This is a genomic window from Nitrincola alkalisediminis (genome assembly GCF_009821115.1).
GTDB classification, from domain to species: Bacteria; Pseudomonadota; Gammaproteobacteria; order Pseudomonadales; family Balneatricaceae; genus Nitrincola; species Nitrincola alkalisediminis.
The window spans coordinates 51,496-72,916 of sequence record NZ_VYTY01000008.1 but is presented as its reverse complement, the minus strand read 5'-3'; the positions used below and the strand labels follow the sequence as shown (position 1 = coordinate 72,916).

Here is a 21,421-nt window from a genome sequence, read left to right as displayed (position 1 = left end):
AAGAAAAAGCAGGGAAGGTCAGAGGATATGTCATCAAACAGTATCGCTCGTTGCGACTCAAGGGAAATCATTCCCATTTATCCATGTCGTTACGTTATTTCAGACGATATATTGTTGGAAGATACGGAAAAATTACCCCAAATATTGACTCGGCCAGCGGGTATTACTCAAGCTCCCCACCATCAGTTGGCCTCTATGCGCCAAGGGTATCTGTATATCTACGGTAATCTAAGCATTGATGGGCGTGGTGTTACAGATAAAGGATATTGGTTAGTTTTTCGTTATCAAACCCGAGCAGATGATTGCAATTCGCCAAACGAAACAACGGCCTGTGCAAAAACATTTCAGTATTATCAATTTACCTGGAGAGATGGAACAGCCCGAGGCCGTTGGGACGCTCAACTCATGGAAGCGGAGCCGTTTGCCTATGTTAATACCTGTGCAATTAATACGTACATTGCCTACAGCGAGGAACGCTGGCCAGCATTTATGTTCGAAACTCTAGAGCGTGATGAAACCTGGCGTAACAAGGTGATGCAGTCCATTGATTTGCATGGCGAAGATCCGCACACGATGTCGTTTGACCAATTGGCCAACATCGAGGACTTTAAACATATTAAACCAGAAGAGCGGGAAGCCAACGTCCTGCGTCACACCCCCATTGGCGACTTGGACATTACGCCCTTTGAACGTATGAAAGACACCCATCAAGAGCGTTATTCCCGAGCCCGTATTGTTGCTATTGAGGATACTCTCGGGGAAGCAAAAGACCTGCTGCGTTTAGCTGAGGTCCTTGAAGCGAATATTCAAGCCTACGAAACTACCCATTACTATGCTCTAAGTACCGCGAAGGCAATCGCAGCCGTTCCATATTTTGAAAAAGATGTTGAGCGTCGCTACCGTAAGCGAGGTATTTTTCTTTGGGAAAACGTGACCTATGCGGCTCGCAATATAGTCAGTTCGGACCCTTTCAACCGTGCCGCCGATGAGCAGCGACATCGTTTTGCGAAGTTCGGGCCCAGTGAGCGCGAAAAATCTCAAAATAAAATCATCGAGCTCTGGTCGGCGTTAGACGTAACCAATCGTCCGCGCTGGCATGATGAGGTCCGGCTCGCGTTAAAAGGTGCGAAAGAGGAGGGCTGTGAAAAGTGCATTGGGTTTGTTGCCAGTGAACTCGGCCATTATGTCTCCGGAATCAAGCTCAACTCACAAGCACCTGCAACCGTGTTGGACAAACTAAAAGACAATAGTGAAGAAGATTCGATTTGGGCGAATTTACTTTCAACCTTTGTTGGTGTGGCTTCCGAAATGGTCGAGAGTATTGGTGATGCACAGGTGCTGGAGCGCATGAACAAGCTGTTTTTTGAGCTGCACACTGAAATTGCTACCACGTTTTACGAAGGCAATAGCCGTATCATTGTTCGTGAGATGGAGACCCTATCAGGCGTAGTTAGACGTACACAAAAGATATCAACGGGTGATTTATCAAACGTTGCTGCCCAGCACTATGAAGTCTTTTTACGTGGACATATGTCCAATGTTTTTGAGAAAGCTGTATCTGCGCAAACGGGTTCCGGTATGTCAAACGCCAGTGTCAAGCAAAGCATGTCACAGCATTTAACGCTGGACTATGTGGCTTACGAACATGTGAGAGACATGAGCAAAGGTAACCTCAGTTTGGGATTGTCGGGAATGTCTTTGGTGTTTGCAATGTATGGAGCGTTTGATACGGTTCAGAAATGGCATCAAGCCAATAATTTCAGGGCTCGCTCCAAACTGAGCGCTTTAGCAAATTTACCGGCAGTGCAGCTGAGTGTTGCCTTGAGTGGTGTCGTTTCTGCGGCAAGCGCCCTGTACGCATCACCCACCCTTATTCGTTTGGTTTCTGATTCGGGGCGGCTAAGTGCACGTTTGGCAGCAAACTTACCCGGGGCTAGAGTTGTCATTCCCGAGCGTCCAACGGTTGGTGTGTCTAGTGGGGATATGTCACGTCGTGCTTTTATAGCTTCAGTAACAGGAAGTGTCGCTCTTGCTGCTGGTTTGTTAATTTCTATCGCGCAAGGTTATGAGGGCTATAAGCGTTCGGACTATGCCTTGATGACGGGTCATGCACTGCAGGCAATTGGCAGTATTATGATGTCCTCGGGACTAATCGGTGGATTTCTTTCAGGCTCTAGCTCTGCTTTACTTGCTATGGTTGGCGCTAAACTTTCTTTAGTTGCACTCCCTTTAGCCATTATCGGCGGTGTTTTACTCGCGTTTGGTATTTTATTTGCTTCTGTTAGGCGCTCAGAGTTAGAACAATGGGTCTATGAGGGGTTTTGGGGGAGTAGTGATCAGTATTGGGGGATGAGTAGGATTCAAAGGTTTAGTATCCAGTTAGATGAGTCAACAAAGTTAATGGAGTTCGACGCTTCGAAATTAGATGAACAGATGAAGCTTAAAAAGCTCTTCCATGATGAGATGCGCACCTTTGAGCAGGCTATCTGGTATATCGAGGTCGAGAATATTAAATATCGGGATGGGTATTTAAAAATATACTTCCCAGGGTTAACGGATCCCGATGCAGTAAGGCAGTTATCCATCAAGGTTGAACGATCACAAGGCTTATTCCTTTCTTCTTGGGAGGATACAGCTGATCCACAAAGAGTAGGAGGGGGGTGCATAACGGCAGAATGGATGGGGCCGGGAGTTGCGGCGCTCAACCTGTCTTCGTATGCAAATCAACCGAGACTCCGCTTGGGTATTCGCTATGAGCGGATTCTCTCTAATGGGGAGAAGCAGAGTTTTAGCATGGTTGAGCCTTTAATAATCGAAGACCCAAAACAGCTTTAATAACGAATAGGATTTTTAGATGCAATTACCCCCTTTACGACTTATCCCCAATCCAACGGAAAACCCAGATGTGATTGAAGCCATGAACTTATCCATTACACGGATAGATGAGGATGTGATAGAGGTGCCTTCGATGACCTCTATGGGGTTAAATACATGGTTTAAGCTAATCTTTTTTGCCATTATGTTAGGAAGTGCTCCAGCCTATGATCCGGGGTGGTTTTCAAAGGATGGGGAGCCAGGGGTTGCGTATAAGGCAATTCATAAGATGTTATACCGTGAGTCATATATTATCTCAACTTTTGAGTTTTATGAAGACTCCGACAATCCTGGCTTTCTACGTGATGGAACGCCTTATGATCAATTCAAAATCGAGCAGTTGGATTTTCACGGCCGTGGCATTGTGGCTGGTATTGTTTGCATAAGCTTGATAGTCCTGCCTTGGATCTTGTTAAATCTGGCCGTTGGCAATCCCTATCGAATCGATCGTAAACGGCGCATTATATATACGTGGATTAGGGGGAGTTTTGTTTGTATCCAGTTGCCGGAAGGAACAGATGACCCTTTGCAAGTCGTAGAAGCGCATATTCCCATGCGTAATGACATATGTGATCCCTACAATATGAATGGCCCTTTGAATCTTTGGCTACCCATCCCAAGGTATCAAAAAAATGGTGTGCTCAGCTTAGGTGCAAACTGTGCTATTGTTCGATCGCTCGTGAAATACCAAGCCTACTATTTACGCGACTTTATTAACGATTTTATTGCCAACCCAAATGCGCAATGGGTCGATCAGTTAGGGCCAAAGCGCAAGCCAAAGTATGTAAATTATCTCGATTATGTTCAGTTTCACTTCGCTCGCCTGCAGTTTTTACCCCAGTTTCCATTTAAAAAGCGTAAGACGGAAGCAGCGATAGAAGCATTTATGAAAAATCCACGCACGGAGCTTTACCCGGATTATTTGCCCTATGCGTGATACTGACATTTTCATTAAAAATATCATAAGTAGATCGACTGAAATGCCTTCCACCTCTGGATCTTCGGCACGTTTGCCAGACACTACTGGTAAGAAGGTTAGTAAAACAGCTCTACTGCAAAAGCCTCAACCGCACTAAGCTTATAGGTTGACAACTCACGCTTACTTATGTGATTTTTGTATTTGGTTATAGCATTAACATGGAAGCTATATCATATGGACATAAAGCGCCTCATTTTCGCGTCATCTAGGCTTGTGATCTCAGCACACAACGCTTCTTCGCCATTAAGATTGGTTTCTTTTCATACTCAGCGTTTCACTATTTTCCCATGATGCCTTTACTTGGTTTCTGTCGCGCATCCCGTGAGGGGGAGCTGTTCGAGCTTATTGCCGCTGTCCAGTGCTCGGGTGCTCATGAGTTCGAGGAGCAGGTAAGAGCGGAAATTGCGCTTGATGGCTATTGGCTGCATTGGGCTTCTAAGATTTTACCAGCGGATGTTTGGATAAAAGAGTATCCCGAAGAGTGGGGGGAGGTTCTATTTCAAAGCATTCAGGCAGGCTGTCCCGTGGTGTTAGGCCTGATCCAGCGCATTTCTGTTAAGCCTGAAGTCTTTCTTGACAGATTGAAGATAAAGCGAATGCAAGGGATTGAGCCGCTTGATGCTCAGTTTGGGCAAGAGCCTAAAAAACGTTACCTGATGAGCTTCATACTGACTTTTTTGGTGAGGTGTCGCTTCCAATAAATCCAGGTTTTGAGCATCAGCCCGCGTTTGATTCCAAGGCGGCCCGACGTTTAACCAAGGAGTGGTTGTTTGAAATGGTAGAAGAGCAGCTATGAGGTTGTAATATCATTTGATCAATGCTCGTTGAGCAAGACAATATTTAATCCCCCAATATTCACTCAACCGTGAATGACTTCCAGTAAATCAAAAAATCAGGTTTTTTAGCAACTTAGATTTAAGTTAACGTAACTTTACAATTCATTAACGCTAACGTTGTTGACAACGATTATCATTAATAGTAACTTTCTGCTTATTAAGTGCTTGTTTTTCTGTGTGGATTTATTTCTAACCAAAAAATCACTCGTATGTGAGTGGCGAGAAGGCTCTTGGGCTGAGTCAATATTGCCTTTTCTGCGCTTGATCAGTGCTAAGTCCAGCACCCTTCCAGTCTCGAAGGTTAAGCTTTCTTGTTTTAGTCAAAATGAGTGGCGGTATTGAGCTGTGTTGCGAAGTGCAGAATGTTGCTGAGTTGAGCGGGTTTAAATATTTCATTACATCTTTGGAGTGATAAACGTGAAAAGTAAATGGGTGCTTGGGGTCTGTCTTGTTAGTGGATTGGCATTTAATTCACATGCACAACCCGTTGATATTGAAGTGACCATCCCAGCAATTGCCGGACCGATGTATTACCGTCCTTATGTTGCAATTTGGGTGGAAAATGATCAGGAAGAAACGGTCAGAACCATTGAAGTATGGCGCAAAGAGCCTGATTGGTTAAAAGACATGCGTCGTTGGTGGCGAAAAGCTGGTCGCTATGATCAGGGTGAGTTGGATGCCGTGACAGGCGCGACTAAACGCCCAGGCACCTACACCGTCACTTGGGATGGGGTAGATCAAAAAGGCCAACCTGTTCCTGCAGGCACTTACTACATTAATGTTGAGGCGGCACGTGAGCACGGAAATCGCAGTTGGGTCAGAGGCGCGATTGAGTTAGGGGTTGCCAATCAACGTATAGTCATTGATCCGACTGAAGAGTTGGGCGAAATTATTCTTTCTACAGGAGACGCTAAGTGAGTAAAGCAAAAAAACTATTGGGTGCCGCTGTGTTGTCAGCGGGTCTACTTGCAGGGCATGCGGCTGCTCACCCTATGTGGATGCTGCCAAGCGAATTTAATTTGTCTACTGATGAAGGGCATTGGATTACAGTGGATGCCACGGCATCTCACGGTGTTTTCAGCTTCGACAAGCCCATCGGTGTCGATAATGTTGCTATTTACCGCCCAGGTGGTGAGCGTGAGCGCGTTGGGCCTTATTTTAAAGGTCAGCGTCGTAGCGTCTTTGATGTTCAGCTGAATGAGCAGGGTACGTATAAAGTCGAGTTAGTCACTCCGGTTCGTTATATGACAAGCTATGTGGTAGGCGGTCGTGATACGGCGCGTCGCATCATGGGGAATAAATTAGAGATAGCCTCCCAGCTGCCTGAAGATGCACGCGATGTACGTACCACTATGGTTCAGAACATTATTCAATTTTATGTCACTCAAAAAGCACCAACACGTACAGTGCTAGAACCAACTGGTGAAGGTTTCGAGTTGAATGCGATTACTCACCCAAGTGATATTGTCATCGGTGAAGAGGCAAGCTTTAAGTTTACCTTCAATGGTGAGCCTGTAGCGGATCTGGATGTTGAGGTGGTTCCAGGTGGCACTGCATGGCGTTCGTCTCGCATGCAAATGGACCTTAAAACAGACAGTGAAGGTGTTTTGCGCTTCACGCCTGAGAAGACAGGACCTCACTTGCTCAGTACAAATATGCGTCGCTCCATTGAGAGCCCTTTGGCGGATCAGGCAGGCGTGACTTACATGCTTTCGTTTGAAGTGATACCTGAATAGTTTTGGGTGGTTTAATGCTAAGTAAATATTGTTTTGCGGCGGTGTTGGCTGTCTGTTCGGTGAATGTATGGGCACACTACCCGTACATTGATTGTCAGAAAACAACGCAGGGTGTTGAGTGTGAAATTGGTTTTAGTGATGGCAGTGATGCGATCGGTAGCGAAGTCGTTATGTATACCTATGACGATGACGTAATTGCTCGTGCAAAAGCGGATCAATTCTCAAAGGTCCACTTTGACTGGTCTGATGAGGAATTCTACATTCAGTTTGATGCAGGTCACGAAGACCCTGCAGAGTATGATTATGCTGAATTCTAGTCACAACACGTCCCGCAACGAAGCCTTAGGCTTCGATGCGGGTGCTTCCTCTGAGTTCATTGAAACTGTTCGCCCAGATGATGGTCGTCTTGAAACCCTGTGGGTTTGGCTTTTTATTGCGGCTGTTTTAGTCATCGGGGCGATAGGTATTTCGATACGAACAGAGCCTCATGTCCATATGCCGAGTGTTCAACTTAACCCGCTTGAACAACAATTACTGACGGAGTTATCCATAGCGATTCAAGAAATTGAATTTGTTACGGGGAATACAGGTGATTGGCCTAATATTGATCAGCTGATGATGGCACAAATTCCTCCGTTTACGCATCAATCTCAAACTTGGCGAACGATTGAAAAAGGCTGCTACTTGCTTGTTGAAGCCACTGGTATGCATGGCCACTTTCTACTGGACTTAAATGAAGAAGCACGGATTTTATTTCATGAAAGTCCGATTCCCATGATTAGTGAATGCCATGATGTTTCAGATTGGCACCGTTTGGATACTCTCAAATGAAATGGTTAGTTGTTGTTTTCAGTGTTTTATTGTCGACAAGCAGTGCATGGGCAAAGCCCTTGGTTGTGGGGATTACCTTGCACCCTTATTACAGTTATGTCAGCCAGATAGTCGGCGATAAGGCCGAAATACTGCCCTTGATTTCCAGTGGCTTTAATCCACACAGTTATGAGCTACAGCCTTCTGATTTGAAGCGTTTACTGGAAATGGATGCGCTGGTTTTAAATGGGATAGGGCATGATGAATTTGCATCGCATGCATTAGAGGGTTTAGATCTACCGAACCTGCATGTTGTATATGCGAATAAAGACTTGCCACTCTTGTCCTCTGGACGAGGAAGTAACACCTATAACCCGCATACCTTTGTTTCAATAGATGCGGCTATACGTCAAATCTATACAATTGCCGCTGAGTTGGGGCGGCTTGATCCCGATAATGCAGCGTATTTTCAAGCCAACGCATTGCGCTATGCCCGAGAGTTGAGAGGCCTAAAAAATCGCTATCAGGCCAGTATTATGGATCTTGATTTAACTGGGGTTCGAATCGCAAGTACGCATAATGCGTATGGATATTTTTTGCAAGAGTTTGGTATAGGTGTTGATACCGTGATTGAACCCGCTCATGGTGTCGAGCCAAATGCAAGCCAATTGCAAAATACCATTGATCGAATCAAAGCGGCCAACATTCAGGTTTTATTCACTGAGTTGAATATGGAAAATCGTTACGTTGACGTTATAGAGCAAGCAACGGGTATTGGTATTTTTCACTTCTCGCACATGACGCACGGGGAATATGATGCTGAACTGGTTATGCGCGAAATGGAGCATAATTTACAAACCCTAGTGTTGGCACTCACTAAAGCCGCAGGGGGCTAAGATGTCCGTTACACTTCAGCTCAAAGAGATGTCCCTTTCGCTAAATGATGTCGAAATACTTCAGCCCATTTCGGCAACCCTGCAGGCAGGTCGTTTGCATGCAATCACCGGACCGAATGGGGCTGGTAAGTCATCTTTCCTCAAGTGTTTGCTGGGGTTAATGCCGCATAAAGGTCAAATTAAACGTCATTGGCCAGATAAAAATAAGGGTGTGGCGTATGTGCCTCAGCAACTTGCTTTTGAGCCATCCTTACCGATTACGATAGACGAGTATTTGGCCACGACATTAACGTCCAGAGCGCTTTTTTTTAAGCGCGCATCGAACATTCGTGCGCAGGTTGAAGGTTTGCTGGAGCGGGTAGGGTTGGAAGGAAAAAAACACCTTAGGCTTGGGCAATTGTCGGGCGGAGAGCGCCAGCGATTAATGTTTGCCCAAGCACTGGGTCAAAAGAGACATTTGTGGTGTGTCGATGAACCAATGACAGGGCTAGATGTCACGGCTCAAGCATTAATTACTCAGGAACTTCTCGCCTTGAGGACTGAAGGCGTTACGCTATTAGTTGTGCATCATGATCCCGATTGGGTTTCAGACTATGCAGATGAGGTGTGGTCAATTAATGGCGGCTTGGCGGGTCATCAAGTGAACTTACATGCCATGAGTACGGTGAGACGTAAAACATCCAAAGTGATGCGCTGTGATCAAGAGGAAGTTGCGTAATGGAGTTTATTCGTCAATCGGTGTTTGGCCTCTATGAAATCGGCGTGCTTCCGTCTATGTTTCAATATGCTTTTTTAACCAACGCGTTGGTTGCGGGTTTACTAATAGGACCTCTATTAGGTGCGCTCGGGCCCTTGGTGATTGTAAAGCGCCTTGCTTTTTTTTCGGAGGCGGTTGGGCATGGCGCATTAACGGGGGTGGCGTTAGGGATTTTGTTGGGTGAGCCTGCAACCCAGCCCTTTGTTGCCCTTTTTTGCTTCTGCATTCTGTTCGCCATGTTATTGCATTGGATTAAGAGTCGAACCGATATTCCCTATGACGCACTGGTGGGTGTGTTTTTATCCTTTGCAATTGCATTAGGCGCGGCTTTGATTCTCTATGTTGCCAAAAAAGTCAATGTCCATATTTTGGAAAATGTTCTTTTCGGTTCTATTTTAACCGTTAAGGATATGGATATTTGGGTGTTGTTGCTCATCACGGCCGTTTCAGCTGTGCTTATTATCAAGGGGGCTAACCGGGCTCTGTTGGCCAGTCTTTCCCCTGATCTCGCGCGTGTCAGAGGTGTGAATATACGTTTGTACGACTATATTTTTATTTTGCTGATTGCTTTAGTGACCGTGGCCTCGGTGAAGGTGGTCGGGGCAATTCTTGTGGGGGCGCTCTTGCTTATTCCGGCGACGTCGGCGCGAATGATCAGTCGTAATGGTCGAGAGTTTTTTGCCTATTCCGTTTTGTTTTCAACCCTGAGTTGTATTTTGGGTATTTTGCTGCCGATGGCTGGAGCCTTACCCATTCCATCCGGTGCTGCCATTGTCATGATTGCATCGCTAGGTTTTGTCTTATCGTTAATTATTCGTCGTTGGAGAGTGATTCAATGAAGTGTGTAAAACACGTCTGTATTGGGGTGTTGTTGTCTAGTATTGCGGCTGTTTCTCAGTCCGCGTCTGTCGTGACTGTCGCCCCTATTACGTTTGCTTTAAGTGAGTCATTGCTGCAATCGACGGATATAGAAACTCTGTACTTGCCGCCCGAACGCTTACCGATGAACCGAATTGCTGGTTGGCTTGCACGTGCCGATCAAGCGAGTTTGCCTGTGGCGGATGCCGTATTGACGATTGAGTCGGTTGTGCCGACATTGAGTCTCTATCCTGTATTGCGCCAATCTTCAATTCGAACAATCCCAATAGATGCTGCTTACGAATTGTCACCGGGGGGGGCTAAAGTTAGTTTGCGTCCTGAAGCAGATGAAGACTTCTTTTGGCTAGACAGCAATAACTTAACCGTAATGGTCAATATCTCGGCGCGAGATTTAAGTCGTGTGTGGCCGGAGTCGGCTGGAAGTATTGAAGAGCAGCGTCGGAAGTTGCAACGTGAAATTCAAAAAATGACATTGGCCGTCGATCAATTACTGTTAGAGCAGGATGTGTCTAGGTTGGCTGTCACAGATGATCGGTTGCTGCCCTTGGCGATGTCTCTGAGTTTGCCGATTGTAGAGCGTGATGAGGCCGATTTAGTGTTGAGCTTATCTCATCAGGAATCTGACCATCAGATGATTTGGGTCGTTGATCCCTTAATTCGCAAAACAGATGGGTTAGAAGGGTGGTTAAACGATCAGCTAGCGTCCTTGCAAAAAGCAATACGATAATTGTCGATCATTTCTTGATGAATTAGCGGATGATAGCCGTGCTTTAATCGGTAAACTGCGTTTATAATAGTGGTTTATTGTTCAGTGCGGTTGTTTCCCGCCCGTTAATTTAGCCTTCATAAGTTGCCTATATGACCAAGAATGACGCTCCTAAGTCCACCAATTTTATTCATCAGATCATTGAGCAAGACTTACAGCAAAATCTGAATGACGGTAAAGTCGTGACCCGTTTTCCGCCTGAGCCAAATGGCTACTTGCACATAGGACACGCTAAATCGATTTGTTTAAACTTTGGCACGGCGCTTAAGTATGGTGGTGAGTGCAATCTGCGTTTTGATGACACCAACCCCGAAAAAGAAAGCCAAGAGTATATCGACTCCATTATACGTGATGTCCGGTGGCTGGGGTTCGAGTGGGCTGGAGAGGTTAAATATACCTCTGATTATTTTCAGCAACTCTATGATTGGGCCGTTCATTTGATCAAAGAGGGTAAAGCCTATGTTGATCACCTGAATGCTGCCGAAATGCGCGAATACCGTGGCAGCTTAACCGAACCCGGTCGTAACAGCCCTTATCGTGATCGTAGTGCTGACGAAAACCTAGCCCTTTTTGAACAAATGAAAAAAGGCGAGCTAGAAGAGGGTACCTGTTCATTGCGTCTTAAAATTGATATGGCATCCCCCAATATTAATCTTCGAGACCCTGTTATTTACCGTATTCGCCATGCGCATCATCACCAAACAGGCAATGACTGGTGTATTTATCCGTCTTACGACTTTGCACATGGTCAATCGGATGCACTTGAAGGGATTACGCATTCTATTTGTACCCTGGAGTTCGAAGATCACCGTCCTTTGTACGATTGGTTGATAGAAAATTTACCTGTCCCAGTTGTTCCGCGTCAGTATGAGTTTGCACGCTTGAATCTGAACTATACCATCACCAGTAAGCGTAAGCTGAAGCAACTGGTGGATGAAAAGCATGTAACGAACTGGGACGATCCACGCATGCCAACGATTTCGGGCTTGCGTCGCCGTGGGTACACGCCTGCTGCGATTCGTCAGTTCTGTGACATGATCGGCGTGACTCGTTCAAATGGCACCGTGGATATGGCGATGTTGGAGTCTGCGATTCGTGATGACCTCGATGCAAACGCACCACGCGCCATGTGTGTTACCCGTCCTTTAAAAGTCACCTTAGTCAACTATGAAGAAGGTAAAGAGGAGTGGTTTGAACTACCTGCTCATCCAAAAGATGAGTCAATGGGGGTTCGCAGCGTTTCGTTTGGTCGTCATTTACTGATAGAGCAAGAAGACTTTGAAGAAGTTGCACCGCGCAAATGGAAGCGACTTGCAGCTGGTGAGGCTGTGCGTTTACGTGGAGCCTATGTGATTCGTTGCGAAGAAGTGATTAAAAATGCGGAAGGCGAAATTGTTGAGCTGAAGTGCAGTTACGATCCCGCAACGAAAGGTGCAAATCCAGAAGGGTACAAAGCCAATGGTGTTATTCATTGGGTGAATGCGGAGCGCTCTGTTCCCTGTGAAGTACGCCTGTACGATCGGTTGTTCACCGAAGCCAATCCCGAAGCCGATAAAGACAAAAGCTTTTTGGAGTTTATGAATCCTGAGTCTTTAGTTGTGCTAACGGATGCACGTGCGGAGCCTGGGCTTAAAGATCAAGCGGTGGAAACCAATTATCAGTTTGAGCGTTTGGGTTACTTTGTCGTTGATCCTGACTCAACTGATGAAAAAATGGTGTTTAATCGCACGGTTACGCTTCGCGACTCATGGGCGAAAGTTCAAAATAACGGATGAGTTGTTTTGTGAAAGTGGTGATGCTGTCAGTGCTGGTAACGCTGTTACTGGCCTGCAGTGTAACCAGTAAAGAGAGTGTTGTATCAGCGGATCGATTAGAGGCGCCAGACTCTTCAGCGTTTTCAATACTGGACTCAAGCCGTGATGATCCAGACCGATCCGATTTGCTAGATCCAGAGGATCTGGATCAGGTGTTTGAGACGATTGCTGAAGCCAGTTATTCTCCTCTGCCCAATAGACTCAACGCTGAGCCGATTGCCACTCTAGCCACTGAGCTGAATGAAACATCAGGACTTGCATTTCATCAAGGCACATGGTGGACGATGAATGACAGTGGCAATAGTGCAGCCCTCTATGAAGTTTCCCAGCAAGATGGCACTGTTCTCCGTAGAGTTCACCCGTTAAATAGCGAAAACCGAGATTGGGAAGCGCTGGCACAAGATGATCGGCAATTGTATATTGCGGATTGTGGCAATAATCGTGGTGATCGGCACTCTTTCCAGATTTACTCTGTTCCTTGGTCGGATTTACTTCAATCGAAGCATCGCGGCGTTGTCTCCTCTGCTCAAATGGACATCAGGCTGTCCGATACACGTCCGGAATCTAAGCTTCACGCACACAATAATGACTGCGAAGCCCTCGCGCATGTCGATGGTCAGCTTTGGTTGTTTACCAAAAATTGGAAAGATCAAGCAACGCGCTTGTATCGAGTGGATACGCGTAAATCTAAACAGTCACTAACGGCGAGAGCAACCTATCCCGTTAAAGGGTTGATAACGGCAGCGGACTTTGATCCAGAGTCAAGACGTTTGGCTCTGCTTGGTTATCGAATTGGATTTTTATCGGTGTCTTCCTTTATCTGGATTTTGCCCGTGCCTGAAGAGGGGCAATTGCCGGATTGGGACAATGCCAGCTATCACCGTTTAGACCCCGCCGGGCAGTGGGAGGCGATTCTTTGGCACCAGGGTGATCTTTGGTTGACGCGGGAACGCAGTGTTCTGGGTAGTGCTCAACTCGCTAAAATAACCTTGCCGTAAGGGATCTGGGTTTTTGGTATTTAATTAGTCTATAATCTACAGCCGTTTGGTATAAAGTAACATTTATACTGCCTTATTCATTATCCAAGAGTTCACTCCATGTTACAGATATACAATACTCTGACTCGAACAAAAGCACCCTTTACGCCTTTACAAGAAGGTAAAATTGGCATGTATGTGTGTGGTGTGACAGTCTACGATTATTGTCATATTGGTCATGCACGGGTGATGGTGTCGTTTGATGTCATGACACGCTTTTTGCGTTGGCAGGGATGGGACGTCAATTACGTCCGCAATATTACCGATGTTGATGACAAAATTATGAAGCGTGCAGCAGAACGAGGCGAGTCTGTTGAGTCGTTAACCCATCGCATGATTGCCGCCATGCATGAAGACGAAAAAGCATTGTTTGTTGAGCGGCCTGATCATGAACCGCGTGTGACCGGAAATATGGACAACATCATCGCTTTTATTGAGCGCTTGATTGCAAAAGACTACGCCTATGCGGCGTCCAATGGCGATGTCTATTATCGCGTTGAGAAGTTTGAAGGCTATGGCAAGCTCAGTGGTCAACAAACTGAAGAGTTGCGTTCAGGTGCAAGAGTTGAAGTGGGGGATGTTAAAGAAAGTCCCTTAGACTTCGTGCTTTGGAAGGCCGCTAAGCCCGGTGAAGAGTGCTGGTCATCGCCTTGGGGTGATGGGCGCCCAGGTTGGCATATCGAATGCTCCGCAATGTCACTCTGCTGCATCGGCAAGACGCTTGATATTCATGGCGGGGGGCCTGATCTTCCGTTTCCGCACCATGAAAACGAAATAGCTCAGTCGGAGGCGGCGAATGGCTGTACCTATGCTAACTATTGGATGCATGCAGGCCCTGTTAGAGTAAATCAGGAAAAAATGTCTAAGTCGTTGAACAACTTTTTCACGATTCGTGAGGTTTTGAAAGACTATAATCCTGAAGTGGTTCGGTATTTTCTGACGAGTGCTCATTATCGCAGTTATATTGATTACTCGGAATCAAGCCTAAAAGAAGCACGCTCTGCGCTTGAGCGTTTTTATCAAGCCTTACAGGGGATTGATACACGTGTGGTTGCCGATAGTGTGGCGCCTGAATATGAGCAGCGTTTCGTTGATGCAATGGAAGACGACTTCAACACACCGAAGGCCTTAGCCGTCTTATTTGATTTAGTCAATGAGTTGAATACGCACAAGCGATTAGGTGTGGCACAGGCGGCACCCTATGCCGCTGAATTAAAACGTTTGGCAAATGTACTGGGTTTGCTCCAGCAAGATCCAGACGCTTTTTTGAAAGGGGCTGATAAAGAGGGGATGATTTCTGCAGAGGAAATCCAAGCCCAAATCGAGGCACGTAATCAAGCGAGGCAACAAAAAGACTTTGCCGGTGCGGATGAGATACGACAATCCTTGCTGGCACAAGGTGTTGTGTTAAAAGACAGTCGTGAAGGAACCACTTGGTACCGTGAATCTGAGTAATGCCTGATCGTCTGCTTCCTAGAAAACGCCCAAGTTTACCCTTGGGCGTTTTTTTATGCTCTATGCCTCCCTTTTTCACTGAAGCCAATCTTTGATAGGGAATAGTTGTTGACAATTCATTAATGATAACGATAATGGTTGTTATTAGTGTTAAGGAGGAGTGTATGGCATTATCAGGAAATAAGTCTGTCAATTCGACAGCGGGAGTTGTGAGTCCTTTATTGTCAAAGGTCACAGCAGTCAAGAGAATAAACAGTAAAGAGCTTTTATCAGAGCAAGGTCGTTTAGAGATCGAACATGACACTGAGATCTATCGCTTAACTCGAACCAAAAATGGCAAGCTTATATTAACCAAGTAAAAGCGATGTGCTCAGTTGTAAAAGAGTTGTTGTATCCCGCACGTTTAGCCAGCCACCTAACGCCCCCAGGCAGCCAGCTTCGCGGATAACATCCATGATGTGTCCTCGGAGAATATTGATAGGCTGCTCATCCCGATAGAATCCTTCCGGATAACGTTATGAGACTTGCCCGTGAATACCATCCGGTTTGAATTTGTATTTATATCCGTTAGGAACTCTGTATGCGTACGTCCCATCATTTTCCAAAGAAGTTGCTTGTTTTATCCGTGAGTTTATCCGTGTCCACTTGGGCGCTAGGTCAGGGAGTGACGAACTTAAAAGAAATAACCGTTACGGCCTCGCATACAGAGCAAGATGTGCTTGATGTTGCCAACACATTAACGGTGATGACAACAGACGATATCGAGCGGCTGCAAGCATCGGATATTAAAGACTTACTTCGCTACGAAGCGGGAGTCTCTGTCAAAGCGCAACCTATGCGTTCGGGTGCGGCGTTAAGCAGTATTGGTCGTGGAGGTAACGAAGGGATCAATATTCGGGGGCTTGAAGGGAATCAGGTCATGTTGCAAACCGATGGTGTGCGACTTCCGGCGATTTATACCTTTGGACCTATGCTGACTGGACGAGGCGATTATTTAGAGCCTGAAGGGTATAAGCGAGTCGAGGTGCTTAGGGGGCCAAGCTCAACCTTATACGGTAGTGAGGGTTTAGCGGGTGCTGTAAGTTTTGTCACGAAAGATCCTGTTGATTTGCTGACATTAGGGAAGGACCAACAAGTCACTCTTCGGGCAGGCTATGCGTCTGAAGATAAAAGCTATTTTGTCACTCCCGCTTTCGCTGGCCGAAATGAAAAGCTTGCCGGCATGTTATTGTTTACAGCGCGTAATGGGGAGGGGCTCAAAAACCAAGGCTCTATTGAAGGTACGGGAAATGCAAGAACCTTACCGAACCCTCAGGATAAGTCGGCTGAATATTGGCTATCTAAACTCGTGTACGATGTGACGGATGAGCATCAAATTAAGCTGACAGCCGAGAAAATTAATCGGCTAACGGCCACGGATGTGCTCACAGGAGTGACGGGTACGACCACGGGTTTAACTGCCAATGATCGTGTGCGTCGTGATCTTTACAAGACTGACTATGTCTATCAGTCTGAGTTGAATCCTTGGTTGCAATATGCACGGGTGAGTGCGTATCAACAAGACTCAAGCAATCGTCAGTTTAGCGATGAACGAAGAAGTATTGGAGATAGGACGCGTGATAACGCGTATTTGGAACAGATACGCGGCCTTAATGCAGTTATGGAGACCAATATCGAGGGGCAGGTAAGTCATCGTATTAACTATGGCGTTGACTTTTCTGTTACAGATATAAGTGCTTTACGCAATGGCGATCCTGCAGGAACCAGTTTTCCTGATAAGCCATTTCCAGATACAGATTACAGGTTGTTAGGTGTTTTTGTTCAAGATGAAATGAGTGTCGGTCGGCTGAGTATCATACCGGGGTTACGTTATGACTCCTACAAGCTGTCCCCTAGTTCGAATGATCCCTTGTACCGCGGCTTATCGCCAGTTGAGCTTTCAGACAGTGCACTTTCTGCCAAAATGGGCCTGGTCTGGAAACAAGCCCCACTGATGAATTGGTTTGCACAATACTCTGAGGGTTTTCGTGCACCCACGCCGGGTGATGTGAACAGTGGCTTTACGAACTTAAGCAGTCCATTTTTTGCCTATAGAACGATTGCCAATCCTGATTTGAAACCAGAAAGCAGTAAGATGTATGAAGTGGGGCTGCGTGGTCGAGATGAAACACTTAACTATAGCGTTAGTCTTTTCCGCTCAGACTATAAAAACTTTATCGAAAATGCTGAAGTGTCTGGCACAGGGAGGCCTTCTGATCCTCTAACCTATCAAAGTGTGAATCGCGATGGTGTAGAAGTGACGGGTATTGAGGCCAGTTTGCGTTGGAAATATCACCCAAATTGGGCTCTGTCAGGCACCTATGCTAAGCATCGTGGCCATCGTAAGGAAGACGGTGAGAAGGTGAACTTGGATACAATCGACCCGGCGAAGCTAGTGGCTGGTTTGCATTTTGATAACGGGCGCTATGGGTCTGAGTTGATTATGACGCATGTTGAAGCCAAAAGACGAAATTCCAGAGCGGATGGATTTAATCCAGGTCGCTATACAACGTTCGACTTGTTGGGTAGTTATCAGTTGAGCCGCAATGCATCCTTACAGGCGGGTATTTTTAATCTAACCGATGAGAGTTATACCCATTGGGCAGATGTTCGCAGCCTTAATGCCGATAGTCAGGTCGTTGATGCGTTTACTCAGCCTGGGCGTAACTTCAAAGTCAGTTTTACCTATCAGTTTTAGAGAGACTGAAGAGGGCGAGGGTAACCTTGCCCTCAATTTACTAACAAAGGTGATGTATGAGTTCTGAATTAACGCTATCGGATCGTATTAGCGAACTTTTAGCCTCGCAGCCAATGGTTCGACCTGTGGAAATGGCAAGGCAGCTAGGTGTGTCGGAGTGGGAGATTGTTAGCCAGTTTGGTGCCGATGAGTTTGTGGCTTTGCCCGGTCTAATGGCGCAGTCCATTCTGGAGAGTATCTCAGATTGGGGTAAGGTGACCACAATAATAGAGGTAAAGGGGTTTGTCTTTGAATTCAAAGACGCTTTTCCCAAGGGCAAGCTTGGTTTTGGCTATTACAACCTGCAAGGAGGTGGTGGCGGTTTGGAAGGGCATTTAAAACTTGATGCCGTAACGGATATTGCCTTGTTGAGCCGACCATTAAGGGGAAAAGAGACACATGCCATTTTATTTTACGCAGAGGATGGTGCATGTATTTTTAAAATCTATTTGGGGAGAGATGATAAAGGAGATATTTTCACTCATCAAATCGCCGCTTTTCATGCGTTGAAGGAAGGTCAGAATGTTGCTTAATAATCGTTTAACAAAACAGCTTCCGATGATGCTTTGTGCTGTATTGGTCAGTTTGAATGCGTATTCGGACTCGTACCAAAAAATTGTCTCAGTTGATGGGTCCATCACTGAAATTCTGTATGCATTAGAGCAGCAGCATCGCTTGGTTGGGCGAGACACGACGAGCATTTGGCCAGAAGCGGCCAAAGAGTTGCCTGATGTTGGCTACATGAGACAGCTCTCTTCAGAAGGCTTGTTGTCTTTGCAGCCGGATTTAATTTTAGTTACGGCTGACGCTCAACCTCAATCTGTGCTTGATCAATTAAAAGCAGCAGGTGTTAATGTTCATATAATCGAGAATGATTACTCTTTGCAAGGTGTTCAACAAAAGATCCTATCGGTTGCACGCATTGTTGAACAATATGAAAAGGGTGTTGAACTGGTTGCATCACTAGACGCCGAGATGATGCGGATACAGGATGCAATTACAGCGCAGCACCAGGAACCGGTTAGCGCTATTTTTGTGTTGGGTATTCGAAATGGCAGCATGATGGTTGCGGGCAGTGGCAGCCGAGCGGATGCGTTGTTGCGAATGGCAGGTTTGCATAATCCATTTTCAGATCAGGTTCAAAATTACCAATCAGTATCCGCAGAAGCACTGATACGGGCGAATCCTGACATTATCATCACCATGTCTCAAGGTGCCGACATGGGCGGTGGAATTGAGCAAGTTCTGCAGGATCCTGCCATACGTTTGACACGCGCTGGCCAGCAGAAAAATGTCTTAGTTGTCGATGCACGACTTCTGAGTTTTGGACCAGACTTGCCCGCTCAAATTGAAGATTTGTATCAACAAGTCAATCTAAATTCTTCTAATAACAAAAAGTTACTCGATAGGTTTGCTGCATGGAACGAATAATCACGTCACAGAAATATGCGGCGTATGGTTTGTTGATTGCTTTGATGGTGACATTAAGTCTGTCTTTAACTCAAGGTGCGATCTCGCTCAATATATGGCAAGTCTTGGGGGTTTTAACAGGATCAATTGACGATGCCTTTGCACGCCTAGTCGTTCTGGATATTCGGCTTCCACGGGTTTTGTTAGGCGCTATTGTTGGTGCTGGGTTGGCAATTGCTGGGGCATCAATGCAAGGCTTGTTTCGCAATCCTTTAGCGGATCCTGGCTTGGTTGGTGTTTCCAGCGGGGCTGCCTTGGCCGCCATTTTAGTGATTGTTCTGGGTGGAACCTACCTCAAACAATGGATGAGTTTTTGGGGGTATTTTGCATTGCCGCTAGCAGCGTTTATGGGAGGTGTGCTCGTTACTTGGGTTATCTATAAAGTCGCGACTTTTCAAGGACGAACCGATATTGCGACCATGCTGCTTGCCGGCGTTGCAATTAATGCCATTACGGGTGCGATTTCGGGTGTTTTGACCTATTACGCTTCGGATGAGGCACTGCGTAGCTTAACCTTCTGGTCCATGGGATCTTTAGCCAGTGCATCTTGGGTAGACGTTGCCATGGCAGGAATCCCAATTTTGGTTGCTTGCTGTTGTTTGCCATTTTTTTCCCGTGCCTTGAATGCATTTCTTATGGGTGAAACCGTGAGCCATCATATGGGCTTTAATGTAAAACGTATGAAACAGATTGTGATTGCATTGACGGCATTGGCTGTTGGCTCGGCGGTGGCGGTCAGTGGCGTGATAGGCTTTGTTGGATTGGTGGCACCGCATTTAGTCCGCTTGCTCACAGGGCCTGATCATCGTTGGGTTCTTCCGTTGAGTGCTATGATGGGTGCATTGCTGGTTGTGTTATCCGATATTGTTGCACGTCTTTTGATTGCACCTGCTGAATTACCGATCGGTCTGGTGATGGCATCCGTTGGCGGGCCTTTTTTCTTAGGTCTTCTGTTAAAGCAAAGAGCAAAGTCGGGGTTCTAATATGCTGTGCGCAAATCAACTCCATTTATCGATCGGGCAAAAGATCATATTGGATGATGTCAGTCTGACATTGAAGCCTGGAGAAATGTTAGCTGTGCTCGGGCCAAATGGAGCAGGTAAGTCAACCTTGCTAAAAGCCCTCAGTGGCGATATTTCTGAACTCGCCCATTGCATTTCGCTTAATGGTAAGCGCTTGAAACATTGGACTCCCGCATCCTTGGCTAAGTATCGAGCCGTTATGCCGCAGTTTGTGCAACTCACCTTTGCGTTTTCGGTCGAAGAGGTGATTGAGACCAGTTTACGTCACCCTATGCCAAGCGCATTACGAAATACACATATCCAGCAGATGTTGTCACTTTTTGACGCTGAACACCTGCGCCACCGCAACTATTTGTCGTTATCCGGTGGTGAGCAACAGCGTGTGCAATTGGCCAGAGTCATTTCGCAATTAGAAACACTTCCGATTCAAGAACCCCAATATCTGTTCCTTGATGAATGCACGTCGAGCCTTGATTTAACCCACCAGCATCAAGTGTTTCAAGTGCTCAAAAACATGGCTAAAGAAAAAAATCGTGCGGTGTTGGTTATTCTCCATGATTTGAACCTTGCGGCTCAATACGCAGATCGTATCCTGCTGATGAAGGCGGGTCGCGGTGTTGCGTTAGGAGGGGTGAAAGAGGTGCTGGATGCAACTCAATTAACCGAGGTATATGAGTATCCAATAGACGTTATTGAACATCCCGGTGGATGGCCTTTGGTCATCCCAGCTCACTATTCGTTGGTTGCATAAATTTTAATATAGGTAAATGTAGATGAATGATACAACAGCAAAACTACAAGAACGTCTAGAGCCGGAAATTAGAGACTTTCGAGACAGTTGTAAAACCCTATTGATGGCAACACTGAATGACGATCATCAGCCCAATGTAAGTTATGCTCCCTTTGTTCTTATGGAAAATGGCTACTACATATTGGTGAGTGATATTGCACGTCATGGTCAGAATTTACAGGTGTGCCCAAATGTATCCATTATGTTGATTGCCGATGAAAACGATTCTCGCCAAATCTACGCACGCAAACGTTTAACCTTTGATGCTGTAGCAGAGGAGATCAAACGTGATACCTCGCAATGGTCGCAAGCTATTGAGGCACTTTCGCAGCGCCAAGGCGAGATCGTCGTGAACTTGTCGCAATTGGGTGATTTCCGCTTATATCGACTCATGCCAAAGCAAGGATTGTATGTAAAAGGGTTTGGTCAAGCCTATCAAGTATCCGGTGATGATCTTGTCAGTTTCGTTCACCTAAAAGAAGGCCATCAGCGCAAAGTGTCTTAATCGACGAGGTGCGTTGTCA

21 protein-coding genes are annotated in these 21,421 nt (G+C 46.1%); all 21 read left to right on the top strand.

What is annotated here, in order from left to right:
* The first annotated feature begins 27 nt into the window (after window positions 1–27).
* A complete protein-coding gene (locus F5971_RS12995) occupies window positions 28–2,835 on the top strand; it encodes a toxin VasX (RefSeq protein WP_193495279.1) in 2,808 nt (935 codons plus the stop codon).
* A gap of 19 nt (window positions 2,836–2,854) precedes the next feature.
* Window positions 2,855–3,811: a hypothetical protein gene (locus F5971_RS12990; RefSeq protein WP_193495278.1), complete on the top strand. Its 957-nt coding sequence runs from the start codon at window positions 2,855–2,857 to the stop codon at window positions 3,809–3,811.
* Between the two features lie 329 nt (window positions 3,812–4,140).
* Window positions 4,141–4,554: a hypothetical protein gene (locus F5971_RS12985; RefSeq protein WP_193495277.1), complete on the top strand. Its 414-nt coding sequence runs from the start codon at window positions 4,141–4,143 to the stop codon at window positions 4,552–4,554.
* Between the two features lie 552 nt (window positions 4,555–5,106).
* Window positions 5,107–5,607: a DUF2271 domain-containing protein gene (locus F5971_RS12980; protein WP_223116328.1), complete on the top strand. Its 501-nt coding sequence runs from the start codon at window positions 5,107–5,109 to the stop codon at window positions 5,605–5,607.
* Window positions 5,604–6,425 carry a DUF4198 domain-containing protein gene (locus tag F5971_RS12975; RefSeq protein ID WP_193495276.1) on the top strand — a complete coding sequence of 274 codons (822 nt, stop codon included), beginning with the start codon at window positions 5,604–5,606 and terminating at the stop codon, window positions 6,423–6,425. The genes F5971_RS12980 and F5971_RS12975 overlap by 4 nt, the downstream gene beginning before the upstream one ends.
* A gap of 14 nt (window positions 6,426–6,439) precedes the next feature.
* Window positions 6,440–6,742 carry a hypothetical protein gene (locus F5971_RS12970; RefSeq protein WP_036513610.1) on the top strand — a complete coding sequence of 101 codons (303 nt, stop codon included), beginning with the start codon at window positions 6,440–6,442 and terminating at the stop codon, window positions 6,740–6,742.
* Window positions 6,729–7,256: a DUF6162 family protein gene (locus tag F5971_RS12965; RefSeq protein WP_193495275.1), complete on the top strand. Its 528-nt coding sequence runs from the start codon at window positions 6,729–6,731 to the stop codon at window positions 7,254–7,256. Before F5971_RS12970 ends, F5971_RS12965 begins: the two co-directional genes overlap by 14 nt.
* Window positions 7,253–8,131, top strand: a complete 879-nt coding sequence (locus tag F5971_RS12960) for a metal ABC transporter solute-binding protein, Zn/Mn family (RefSeq protein ID WP_193495274.1) — start codon at window positions 7,253–7,255, stop codon at window positions 8,129–8,131. Before F5971_RS12965 ends, F5971_RS12960 begins: the two co-directional genes overlap by 4 nt.
* A 1-nt stretch (window position 8,132) precedes the next feature.
* Entirely contained in the window at window positions 8,133–8,849 is a 717-nt protein-coding gene (locus tag F5971_RS12955; RefSeq protein WP_193495271.1) for a metal ABC transporter ATP-binding protein, read from the top strand.
* On the top strand, window positions 8,849–9,727 hold the full coding sequence (locus F5971_RS12950) for a metal ABC transporter permease (protein ID WP_193495268.1): 879 nt from the start codon (window positions 8,849–8,851) through the stop codon (window positions 9,725–9,727). Before F5971_RS12955 ends, F5971_RS12950 begins: the two co-directional genes overlap by 1 nt.
* On the top strand, window positions 9,724–10,494 hold the full coding sequence (locus F5971_RS12945; RefSeq protein ID WP_036513619.1) for a hypothetical protein: 771 nt from the start codon (window positions 9,724–9,726) through the stop codon (window positions 10,492–10,494). The genes F5971_RS12950 and F5971_RS12945 overlap by 4 nt, the downstream gene beginning before the upstream one ends.
* A gap of 131 nt (window positions 10,495–10,625) precedes the next feature.
* On the top strand, window positions 10,626–12,308 hold the full coding sequence (locus F5971_RS12940) for a glutamine--tRNA ligase/YqeY domain fusion protein (RefSeq protein WP_193495265.1): 1,683 nt from the start codon (window positions 10,626–10,628) through the stop codon (window positions 12,306–12,308).
* A gap of 8 nt (window positions 12,309–12,316) precedes the next feature.
* Window positions 12,317–13,345 (top strand): hypothetical protein, encoded by a 1,029-nt coding sequence (locus tag F5971_RS12935; protein WP_193495263.1) that lies wholly within the window; start codon window positions 12,317–12,319, stop codon window positions 13,343–13,345.
* Window positions 13,346–13,444: 99 nt separating this feature from the next.
* Window positions 13,445–14,839 (top strand): cysteine--tRNA ligase, encoded by a 1,395-nt coding sequence (gene cysS, locus F5971_RS12930; protein ID WP_193495260.1) that lies wholly within the window; start codon window positions 13,445–13,447, stop codon window positions 14,837–14,839.
* Between the two features lie 164 nt (window positions 14,840–15,003).
* On the top strand, window positions 15,004–15,198 hold the full coding sequence (hemP, locus tag F5971_RS12925; RefSeq protein ID WP_193495258.1) for a hemin uptake protein HemP: 195 nt from the start codon (window positions 15,004–15,006) through the stop codon (window positions 15,196–15,198).
* A 221-nt stretch (window positions 15,199–15,419) separates the two neighbouring features.
* Window positions 15,420–17,576 (top strand): TonB-dependent hemoglobin/transferrin/lactoferrin family receptor, encoded by a 2,157-nt coding sequence (locus F5971_RS12920; protein WP_193495256.1) that lies wholly within the window; start codon window positions 15,420–15,422, stop codon window positions 17,574–17,576.
* A gap of 56 nt (window positions 17,577–17,632) precedes the next feature.
* A complete protein-coding gene (hutX, locus tag F5971_RS12915) occupies window positions 17,633–18,148 on the top strand; it encodes a heme utilization cystosolic carrier protein HutX (protein WP_193495254.1) in 516 nt (171 codons plus the stop codon).
* A complete protein-coding gene (locus tag F5971_RS12910) occupies window positions 18,138–19,046 on the top strand; it encodes a heme/hemin ABC transporter substrate-binding protein (RefSeq protein ID WP_193495252.1) in 909 nt (302 codons plus the stop codon). Before hutX ends, F5971_RS12910 begins: the two co-directional genes overlap by 11 nt.
* Window positions 19,034–20,068 carry a FecCD family ABC transporter permease gene (locus F5971_RS12905; RefSeq protein WP_223116327.1) on the top strand — a complete coding sequence of 345 codons (1,035 nt, stop codon included), beginning with the start codon at window positions 19,034–19,036 and terminating at the stop codon, window positions 20,066–20,068. Before F5971_RS12910 ends, F5971_RS12905 begins: the two co-directional genes overlap by 13 nt.
* A gap of 1 nt (window position 20,069) precedes the next feature.
* Window positions 20,070–20,858, top strand: coding sequence for a heme ABC transporter ATP-binding protein (locus tag F5971_RS12900; RefSeq protein ID WP_193495250.1), 789 nt, complete (start codon window positions 20,070–20,072; stop codon window positions 20,856–20,858).
* A gap of 22 nt (window positions 20,859–20,880) precedes the next feature.
* A complete protein-coding gene (gene hutZ / locus F5971_RS12895; protein WP_193495248.1) occupies window positions 20,881–21,402 on the top strand; it encodes a heme utilization protein HutZ in 522 nt (173 codons plus the stop codon).
* Window positions 21,403–21,421 lie beyond the last annotated feature (19 nt).

What these genes read in the sequence shown, in the direction of transcription:
- F5971_RS12920 (WP_193495256.1), top strand. Translation starts at nt 15,420, where the DNA reads ATGCGTACGTCCCATCATTTTCCAAAGAAGTTGCTTGTTTTATCCGTG.
- hemP (WP_193495258.1), top strand. Translation starts at nt 15,004, where the DNA reads ATGGCATTATCAGGAAATAAGTCTGTCAATTCGACAGCGGGAGTTGTG.
- F5971_RS12910 (WP_193495252.1), top strand. Translation starts at nt 18,138, where the DNA reads ATGTTGCTTAATAATCGTTTAACAAAACAGCTTCCGATGATGCTTTGT.
- F5971_RS12965 (WP_193495275.1), top strand. Translation starts at nt 6,729, where the DNA reads ATGCTGAATTCTAGTCACAACACGTCCCGCAACGAAGCCTTAGGCTTC.
- F5971_RS12955 (WP_193495271.1), top strand. Translation starts at nt 8,133, where the DNA reads ATGTCCGTTACACTTCAGCTCAAAGAGATGTCCCTTTCGCTAAATGAT.
- F5971_RS12985 (WP_193495277.1), top strand. Translation starts at nt 4,141, where the DNA reads ATGATGCCTTTACTTGGTTTCTGTCGCGCATCCCGTGAGGGGGAGCTG.
- cysS (WP_193495260.1), top strand. Translation starts at nt 13,445, where the DNA reads ATGTTACAGATATACAATACTCTGACTCGAACAAAAGCACCCTTTACG.
- F5971_RS12960 (WP_193495274.1), top strand. Translation starts at nt 7,253, where the DNA reads ATGAAATGGTTAGTTGTTGTTTTCAGTGTTTTATTGTCGACAAGCAGT.
- hutX (WP_193495254.1), top strand. Translation starts at nt 17,633, where the DNA reads ATGAGTTCTGAATTAACGCTATCGGATCGTATTAGCGAACTTTTAGCC.
- hutZ (WP_193495248.1), top strand. Translation starts at nt 20,881, where the DNA reads ATGAATGATACAACAGCAAAACTACAAGAACGTCTAGAGCCGGAAATT.
- F5971_RS12990 (WP_193495278.1), top strand. Translation starts at nt 2,855, where the DNA reads ATGCAATTACCCCCTTTACGACTTATCCCCAATCCAACGGAAAACCCA.
- F5971_RS12950 (WP_193495268.1), top strand. Translation starts at nt 8,849, where the DNA reads ATGGAGTTTATTCGTCAATCGGTGTTTGGCCTCTATGAAATCGGCGTG.
- F5971_RS12940 (WP_193495265.1), top strand. Translation starts at nt 10,626, where the DNA reads ATGACCAAGAATGACGCTCCTAAGTCCACCAATTTTATTCATCAGATC.
- F5971_RS12900 (WP_193495250.1), top strand. Translation starts at nt 20,070, where the DNA reads ATGCTGTGCGCAAATCAACTCCATTTATCGATCGGGCAAAAGATCATA.
- F5971_RS12995 (WP_193495279.1), top strand. Translation starts at nt 28, where the DNA reads ATGTCATCAAACAGTATCGCTCGTTGCGACTCAAGGGAAATCATTCCC.
- F5971_RS12905 (WP_223116327.1), top strand. Translation starts at nt 19,034, where the DNA reads ATGGAACGAATAATCACGTCACAGAAATATGCGGCGTATGGTTTGTTG.
- F5971_RS12970 (WP_036513610.1), top strand. Translation starts at nt 6,440, where the DNA reads ATGCTAAGTAAATATTGTTTTGCGGCGGTGTTGGCTGTCTGTTCGGTG.
- F5971_RS12945 (WP_036513619.1), top strand. Translation starts at nt 9,724, where the DNA reads ATGAAGTGTGTAAAACACGTCTGTATTGGGGTGTTGTTGTCTAGTATT.